Annotated in this window: 7 protein-coding genes and 1 other RNA gene; 1 reads left to right on the top strand and 7 read right to left on the bottom strand. The window is 53.0% G+C overall.

What is annotated here, in order from left to right:
* Positions 1-280: 280 nt before the first annotated feature.
* The 7 genes from HMPREF9473_RS12140 to HMPREF9473_RS12115 all read right to left on the bottom strand — a co-directional run bounded on the left by HMPREF9473_RS12140 (position 281) and on the right by HMPREF9473_RS12115 (position 7,503).
* Positions 281-2,578 carry a SpoIID/LytB domain-containing protein gene (locus HMPREF9473_RS12140; protein WP_050810033.1) on the bottom strand — a complete coding sequence of 766 codons (2,298 nt, stop codon included), beginning with the start codon at positions 2,576-2,578 and terminating at the stop codon, positions 281-283.
* Positions 2,562-3,848 (bottom strand): AI-2E family transporter, encoded by a 1,287-nt coding sequence (locus HMPREF9473_RS12135; RefSeq protein WP_006780405.1) that lies wholly within the window; start codon positions 3,846-3,848, stop codon positions 2,562-2,564. Before HMPREF9473_RS12135 ends, HMPREF9473_RS12140 begins: the two co-directional genes overlap by 17 nt.
* Before the next feature lie 113 nt (positions 3,849-3,961).
* A non-coding RNA gene (gene ssrS, locus HMPREF9473_RS26860) (6S RNA) lies at positions 3,962-4,139 on the bottom strand.
* Positions 4,140-4,232: 93 nt separating this feature from the next.
* Entirely contained in the window at positions 4,233-5,555 is a 1,323-nt protein-coding gene (locus HMPREF9473_RS12130; RefSeq protein ID WP_006780404.1) for a pyrimidine-nucleoside phosphorylase, read from the bottom strand.
* Between the two features lie 41 nt (positions 5,556-5,596).
* Positions 5,597-6,007 carry a cytidine deaminase gene (cdd, locus tag HMPREF9473_RS12125; protein ID WP_006780403.1) on the bottom strand — a complete coding sequence of 137 codons (411 nt, stop codon included), beginning with the start codon at positions 6,005-6,007 and terminating at the stop codon, positions 5,597-5,599.
* Positions 5,973-6,665 carry a deoxyribose-phosphate aldolase gene (deoC, locus tag HMPREF9473_RS12120; RefSeq protein ID WP_006780402.1) on the bottom strand — a complete coding sequence of 231 codons (693 nt, stop codon included), beginning with the start codon at positions 6,663-6,665 and terminating at the stop codon, positions 5,973-5,975. The genes cdd and deoC overlap by 35 nt, the downstream gene beginning before the upstream one ends.
* Positions 6,666-6,708: 43 nt before the next feature.
* Positions 6,709-7,503: a GNAT family N-acetyltransferase gene (locus tag HMPREF9473_RS12115; protein ID WP_006780401.1), complete on the bottom strand. Its 795-nt coding sequence runs from the start codon at positions 7,501-7,503 to the stop codon at positions 6,709-6,711.
* Between the two features lie 151 nt (positions 7,504-7,654).
* Between HMPREF9473_RS12115 and HMPREF9473_RS12110 the strand changes: the two genes are divergently transcribed.
* Positions 7,655-8,177: RNA polymerase sigma factor (locus HMPREF9473_RS12110; RefSeq protein ID WP_347508889.1), on the top strand; the 523-nt coding region annotated here is incomplete at its 3' end.

The following is an 8,177-nucleotide window of genomic DNA, read 5'->3' as shown; positions in this document are numbered from 1 at the left end:
GAAGGAGTGGATCACCAGACATGGAACCGATATCAGTGAAGACGTTCCTCTCCTACGTCCGCCCGCTCATCCAGGGGGAAGTGTCAAGACCCATGAAGGACGGTCTCCCGCTCTACTGCTTCCGCCGCTAAACGGCCTGAGCAGTTCGTCAAAGATTTCACATAGAAAAAGACCGATATTCGGAATGTCTAAAGCTGACGCTCCGGGTATCGGTCTTTCCATATGATTATCGCATATAAAGAGAGGAGCTCATCTGATTGATATGCTCCTCTCTCTTTTCTCATTTCGCTCCAAGTTCTTCCACCGCCGCTCCACTGAAAAACGACGTTAGAATATCCTTATAATTCATCCCATTCCTCGCCATCCCCTGGGCCCCGTTCTGGCTCATGCCGACGCCGTGTCCATAGCCGCCGCCATAGATCGTGAAGGTCGTCACCTGCTCCTCGTCCGGCTCTCCCCGCTCAATGGCGATGAAGGCGCTTGGAATCGTGTCGGACCCGGTCATGGTCTTTCCATCGTTCTTATTGATAACCAGCTCCGGATTCCCCAGTATCGAGCGGATCTGTCCCTGGCCGGAGATGGTCTTCACCCCTTCGGTTCCCTCAATCTCCATGGTCTTCCCGATACCGCCGGCTCCTCTCTCCTTCATGGTGATCTTCGTGATGGTGCCGATGTCATTCACCTTCTGCTCCAGCTGTCTGCTGGTAATCTTGGTATTCCACCGGTACAGCGCGTACCCCGACTCATAGGAGGGATAGGACTTGTTCTTGATAAAATCCGCAAAATTCACATTGCTGGTCAAATCCACATCCAGCTTCTTCTCCGACACGGAGACGCTCTGCAAATAAGGCACCGTGCTCAAATCCGCCCCCCAGATGGTCCCGTCCGTGGTCACCCCGCAGGAGGTGGAGAAGTAATAGGCTTCCAGCACCGCCCCCTCATACTGAAGCAGCTTGCCGTAAGTCTCATTGACCGCCATATCCGTGCTGGCCTCCGTCAGCACATTGTTGTACACCTGGAACCGGGTGCTGTCATCCACATGGGCGCCGTACTGCCGGTAGCTGTTGCTTCGAATCTGCCGGTAGGCGTAAGTCCTGGCGCAGACCGCCTGGGCCTTTAGGGCTTCCTTCTCATAGCTGGCCGGCATCTCGCTGGGAACCACCCGCTTCAGATAATCCTCCAGATACAGCTCATTGACCAGCACCAGCCCTTCCTCCTCCCGCTTCACTTCCAGCCGACCCGGATACACCGGAGTCCCCTGGGAGCGCTCGATGGAGTTCACGGCGATTCCCCGCAGCTCATCCGCAGGCTTCAGGATGATACGTCCCGCATTCAGCCGCTTGTCATCCATCGCCAGGGAGATACTCTCCCCCGCCTCCATCTTCGTCTCTTTCTCGTCAATAATCAGCGTGGCGTCACTCTCCGGCGTCAGCGTAATGCTGTCGTGGAACACCGAATGAAATCCCGTGTCCATCACCAGCACACGGATAGTCTCCGCGTCAAACTGCCGCACGCTTAACGCCGCGCACAGTTTTCCTTCCGCCACCACAAACTCCTGAATGTCGTAACCCACCAGGATATCCGACTTCTGCTGCTGCCGGAATTCCCCGTAAACCTTGTATACATAGAAATTCTCATCCAGCGGCACGGCCCCATATCCCTCAATCTCAATGGAGTCGTCCTTCACCTCCAGAACCTTCCCGGTGATTTTATCCTTCTTCAGCACGACCTTCTTTACCTTTCCGGCAGACAGATGCAGGTCCGCAACCATGCTTCCCATCTCCGCCGGATTCTTTATCTCCTTCTTCAAATCAAACTGTCTGGTAATGCTCCCCACATAACCTTCCAGGGACTTCTCCGAGGCAGATTTCAGCCAGATATTGCGGTACACCACATCCTCCGACACCAGGCTCTCCACCCGGATAATCTCCTTGCCCCGCATCAATACCTGTATCTCATTGTCTATGTAGGAATCCAGACTCAGGCCCTCAAATCCCAGGGTTCCCTCGCTGGTGTAGGCCGTCCAGGCCGCCGTGCCGTCCACATTGAGCGGTGTTCCGTAAACCAGAAGGCTTTTGCTCTCCACAGCCCCCTCCGTGTCCACCGCCTTGCGTATCTCATCGTAGAGACGCCACCAGTCATCCTTTGGAAAATGCTTCTTCCGGTTTCCCTTGGTCACCTTCACCTGGCTGCCCAGCCGCTCCGATATCCGTGACGCCAGTTCCCCGGCCTCCTCGTAGGTCAGCCAGCCCTCCGCCGTCTTCTCCTCCGCCGGAACCATCTCTGTGGACAACAGCTCCTGACGGTACAGATAATCCATGTATTTGACGTACCACTGGCTTTTGGACTTTTCAGGGAAATACGAAACCTCTGTCCCTGCCTCCTCCTTCAGTTCCTCCACGGTCGTCATGGCCAGGGCAGCCGCCTTGTAAGCCTTCGCCCTGGAGATTCCGTCCCGTTCCGGCTCACTGACGATGATAATCACCACCAGAACCAGCACCAGGATGGGAATCCCCATAAACCATGCCAGGGTCATATTTCTCTTTCTGGCTCTTCTTTTCCTAATTCTTTCCCTCATCGGCTCCTTCACATTCCTTATGCTCTGCCTCCACGACAAGAGGCACATAGATATAACCTTCTTCTTCAATATGGTCCAGATTCTGATAAATGTCGGTATCCGTATTCAGATTCCGCTTTTTTAACAGAACCGTCACCCGCTCCGACACCAGCCGGTAAATCACCGCAAACGTCGGCACCGCAATAATCATGCCCACAAATCCCAACAATCCTCCAAACAGCAGGATGGAAAACAGCACCCAGAAGCTGGAAAGCCCCGTGCTCTCCCCCAGTATCTTCGGCCCCAGAATATTTCCGTCAAACTGCTGAAGCAGAAAAATAAAGATAAGAAAATACAGACACTGGATGGGGTTGATCATCAGGATCAGGATGGAACTTGGGATTGCACCGATAAACGGTCCAAAAAACGGTATCACGTTTGTGACGCCGATAATCACGCTGATCAACAGCACGTACGGCATCTTCATCACAGACAGACACAAAAAGCACAGCAGGCCGATAATCACCGAATCCAGAATCTTCCCGATGATAAACCCGCCAAACACCTGATGAATAAACCGGAACTTCTCAATAATCTCGTTGGCGATTCCCAGCGGGAAAAAGCCGTAGATGCTCTTCTTCGCCTGGGCGCAGAGTTTTCCCTTGATATTTAATAAGTACACCATCACCACGATACCAATCAGCGCATCCATCACCAGATTGACCACGCTGATGACGCCGCTGAACACGCCGGATATCACCTTCTCCAGGTTGGGTATCAAATCGGTGGTGGACCAGGCAATCACCTTGTCAACCGCCTGGGTATACAGATCCAGAACCGTTTTTTCCACCTCCGGATTATTGGCAAACACCGTCTGAATCCAGAGAGACAACTTCTCCGCGTTGCCAGGAAGGGCGTTGATGACCCCGATAATGCTGTTGAGCACCTGGGGCAGCACCATGGAGATTAAACCAACCACAATAAAGCATAACAGCGCCAGACTGACCAGCGTGCCAACTCCCTTGGCAATCCCCTCTCCCCCGCTCTTATCCTTCCAGTACCTGTCGGTAATCTTTTTGCTCCACTTTACCACCCGGTTGTAGACCGGGGTCAGCAGATAAGCCAGAATGGCTCCGTAGGTAATCGGCGCCAAAATCCCGCTCAGGGTCCGAAGCCCCGCCTTCACGGCCCCCCACTTTAGAAATATAAACACACAGGCGATACAGGCCACAATCACCAGCACTGCCGTCACTCCCATGTAAATATATTCCCTGAATTTATGTTCCTTCATCTCCATTTTCCTCATTCCCGTATCGTTATCAACTCCTCCTTGGAGGATTTGCTTATAGAGTACCACATCTTATCAAAAAGATAAAGCAGCGATTTCTCGCTGCTTTCATCTTTTGTGGTCCCAAAATGCCGGTTCTTACTATTTGACGCCTAGCCGTGCTAGGTGGGCAACCTCACTCAAACTTCTGCCTTCCACTCGAAGGAGGCCTGACATCCGTCTGAAAATATTGGAATCCCATGATGTCTAATGTAGGTTCAAAGAAGGTAAGATTGTCGAGCATTCCAGGAATCACAAACATTCCTATCTGATGACTCTATTATACAATAGTCATTAAAATTTTTCAATGATGTTTTGTGAATCACCTCTGGTAATGTTATCCTGACTTTAAAAACGGACTACCGCATCCTTCGTCACCCTGGCATAAATCAGCTTCTTTGGAGCCGCCGGCTCCCCGCCTATCTCATAGGCATCCAGAAGCTTTTTCTCCGCCTCCGCAAACAGCGATTCGTCCGACGCATAAAGCACCGCCAGAACCTGGCCGGCCTCCACCGCATCCCCATATTTCTTCTCCAGGTAAATGCCGGCGGAATAGTCAATCACATCCTCCTTGCGGCTCCGCCCCGCTCCCAGCATCACGGAAGCAATTCCACAGGCTTCGGTGTCGATATGGGTGATATACCCGCTCCGCTCCGCCTTCACCTCATGGCAGAACCGGGCCTTCCCAAACCGTCCCGTATCCAGAATGTAGGCTTCATCCCCGCCCTGGGCCTTCACCATGGCCGCCAGCGTCTGAAGACCGCTTCCGTCCTCCAGCGCCTTCTTCGCCATCTCATAACACGCCTCGATCTCACCGCGGTCCGCCATGTAGAGCATGTGGGCCGCCAGCTGTAAGCAGACCTCCGTCAAATCCTCCGGTCCCTCTCCCCGCAGCGTATCCACCGCCTCCATCACTTCCATGGCATTGCCGATGGCGTGGCCCAGCGGCACATCCATATCGGTAATCAGCCCGCAGCAGCTCCGCCCGGCTCCCGTACCGATGGCCACCATCTCCCTGGCAAGAGCGATGGAATCCTCTAACGTCTTCATAAACGCGCCGCTTCCAGTCTTCACATCCAGCACAATGCCGTCACTGCCGGCCGCCAGCTTCTTGCTCATGATGGACGACGCAATCAGCGGAATACTGTCCACCGTAGCCGTCACATCCCGCAGGGCATAGAGCTTCTTGTCCGCCGGAACCATATTCCCCGACTGCCCGATGACAGCAATCCCCGTCCTGTTCACAATCTCGAAAAATTCCTCTTTCGGAATCGAGGTCCGAAGTCCTGGAATAGACTCCATCTTGTCGATTGTCCCACCCGTATGTCCCAGGCCGCGGCCGGACATCTTGGCGACCTTCACCCCGAGGGAAGCCACCAGCGGCCCAATCACCAGGGTCGTCTTGTCGCCCACGCCGCCGGTGCTGTGCTTATCCACCTTGATACCCTCAATGGCCGACAAGTCCACCATATCACCGGAGCGGGCCATCTCTAATGTAAGATATGTCATCTCCTCTTCATTCATTCCCTGAAAATAGATGGCCATCAGCATCGCCGACATCTGGTAGTCCGGAATCTCCCCGGACACAAAGCCCCGCATCATGCAGGCAATCTCCTCATTCGACAACGCTCTTCCATGCTTCTTCGCAGAAATCAAATCATACATCCGCATGCGTCACCCCTCCTTGTTCCGATTCTGTCATATGGCTTTTACTATCTCAAATTCTCCGGCCCAAACCCCAGAGGGAGCAGCTCCTCCAGCGTAAACACCCGGTAATCATCCTCCGTCTTCGCCAGGATAATCCGAAAAGTCTCCGGACTGCAGAATTCCCGCATCACCTGCCGGCACACGCCGCAGGGCGCACAGTAGTCTGCAATCTCCCCATTCATCCCACCGCAGATGACGATGGCCTCAAACTCCCGTTTTCCTTCATTTAACGCCCGGAAAAATGCACTTCTCTCCGCACAGACTGTGGCGCTGTACGCCGCATTTTCAATATTATTCCCCGTGTACACGGTGCCGTCCTTGCACAACAGGGCCGCAGACACATGAAAATGGGAGTATGGCACATAGGAGTTTGGAAGATTATCAATAGCCGTCCGTATCAGCTGTCTGTCGTCCATGACCTTCCTCCTCCGCTTTCGCCAGTTTCACAATCCGGCTGGTGCCCAGCCGCTCCGCTCCCAGTCCGATGAAACGCTCCGCATCGTCAAAGGAGGAAATGCCGCCGGCCGCCTTGATTTTCACACCCTCACCTACATGCTCCTTAAACAGGGCAATGTCCTCAAAAGTGGCTCCCGCCTTGGAAAAGCCGGTGGATGTCTTGATATAATCCGCGCCGGACTCCGTCACAATCTGGCACATCTTCACCTTCTCCTCGTCCGTCAGCAGGCAGGTCTCGATAATCACCTTCAAAATATGCTCCCCGCAGGCCGCCTTGATCTGTCTGATTTCATCCGTGATTTTGTCGTAGTTCTTGTCCTTCAAATCACCGATGTTGATCACCATGTCAATCTCAGCCGCCCCGTTTTTGATGGCATCCTCCGTCTCAAACACCTTCACAGCCGTGGTATTGTAGCCGTTGGGAAAACCGATGACCGTGCAGACAGGCATCCGATCGCCCAGGTACTCGCTGGCCCTCTTTACATAGGAAGGAGGAATGCACACCGACGCCGTGCCGTAAGCCACCGCGTCATCACAAATCTGGCGGATTTCCTCCCATGTCGCATCCTGCAGTAACAGTGTATGGTCCACTGTCCTGTAAATATCTCTTCTTTCCATAATTCCCTTCTCCTTTTTCATTTCTTCTCATTCTATAACGGCGTCATTCCTCCGATTCCGTGTCTAACAGCTGGTAAACCTGGTATTCCCGGTGGAACACATAGCCCAGCTTCTCCGCCAGTCCCACGGACTGCTCGTTGGCCGCGTCCCAGTTGGGATAAATTCCTCTGTCCAGACACTCCAGAAGAAAGGCAGCGCTGCACGCCAGGGCAAGTCCCTGTCTGCGGTAATCCTTTCTGGTGCCGACTTCCACCTCCATCATGCCGCTGCTGTACCCGTAGGCGGAACAGCCGGCCACAATCTCCCGTCCCTTCATCGCCACAAATCCGAGACCGTCCCGCATAAACTGGGCCGCATCCTCAAAATTGACACAGAAATCCCGGCTCCACTCTTCCTTTAACGTCAGCTGGTAGAGGCGCTCATCAATCTTTCTGATGCGGATGCCCTCCGGAATGTTCTTCTTGTATCCTTCCAGCACCGCCCGGTCAAAGTGGTTCTCGTCCTTCTTTAACGCGTACCGGGTCACGGTGCGGTACTGCCCCTGGAATTCCTCCTCCAGCCAGGCCGCCCACCTCTCGTCCCCGGGGGTGATAAAATCACCGCTGCATATCTCATAAATCAGAGACTTTAGATTCAAGGCTCCTTCCCCGCCGCTTGGCGGAAGTCCCAGCAGATAATCAAAATCTCCGGCATGTATCAGACAGTAAGAGGAGTTCTGAAGCTTCGGCACAAACACGCGTCCCATGGTCCCCTCCATGGCGCCCCGCACCAGCACCTCTTCGCTGTCCTGACATATGGACTGTATGGCTTGACGTTTCGCTTTTCCTAATTCAATCATAGTCGCTCCTCCTTACTTTTCCCGCAGGTTGTAGAACCAGTATAACACAAATCCCTTCTTCTTGCCAATTTTTGCCCCCATAAAAATATTAAATTTTTTTGAAGACATTTTCCCCAACTTGTCGTTATAATTAAGAGAGAGAAAGGGGTGAGTGGCAATTAGTATGGAGCAGCAGCTGGAAACCATGGTCCAGCAATACCAAAATCTGATTTATTCCATCTGTTATAAACTGATTGGCGATTACTTTGACGCACAGGATATGGCACAGGAGACCTTCCTGTCGGCTTACAAAAACCTGCCCTATTTTGACGGCGTCAACGAGCGGGCATGGCTCTGTAAGATTGCCACCAACAAATGCCTGGATTACCTAAAAAGCACCGGCCGGCGCCAGATACCCACGGAAGACAGCTACTTTCTCTCACTAGGTCCACAACCGTCCTCCGCCCAGTCTTCGATTGAGAAGGATTATCTGGAAACGGAAGTGCGAAAGGAACTGTACGATTGTTGCTGTCAGTTGAAGCCGCCTTACCGGGATGTGGCAGTTGATTACTTTTATTATGAGATGGATATCGGCGAAATAGTCGCCAAAACCGGGAAAAATATCAAAACTCTTCAGACCCAGATCTACCGGGCCAAGGCAATGTTAAAAAAACTATATCGAAAGGAGGACTTAC

It is taken from the genome of Hungatella hathewayi WAL-18680 (genome assembly GCF_000235505.1).
Lineage (GTDB): Bacteria > Bacillota > Clostridia > Lachnospirales > Lachnospiraceae > Hungatella_A > Hungatella_A hathewayi_A.
The sequence above is the reverse complement of the archived record's forward strand: the minus strand, read 5'-3'. Positions and strand labels throughout refer to the sequence as shown.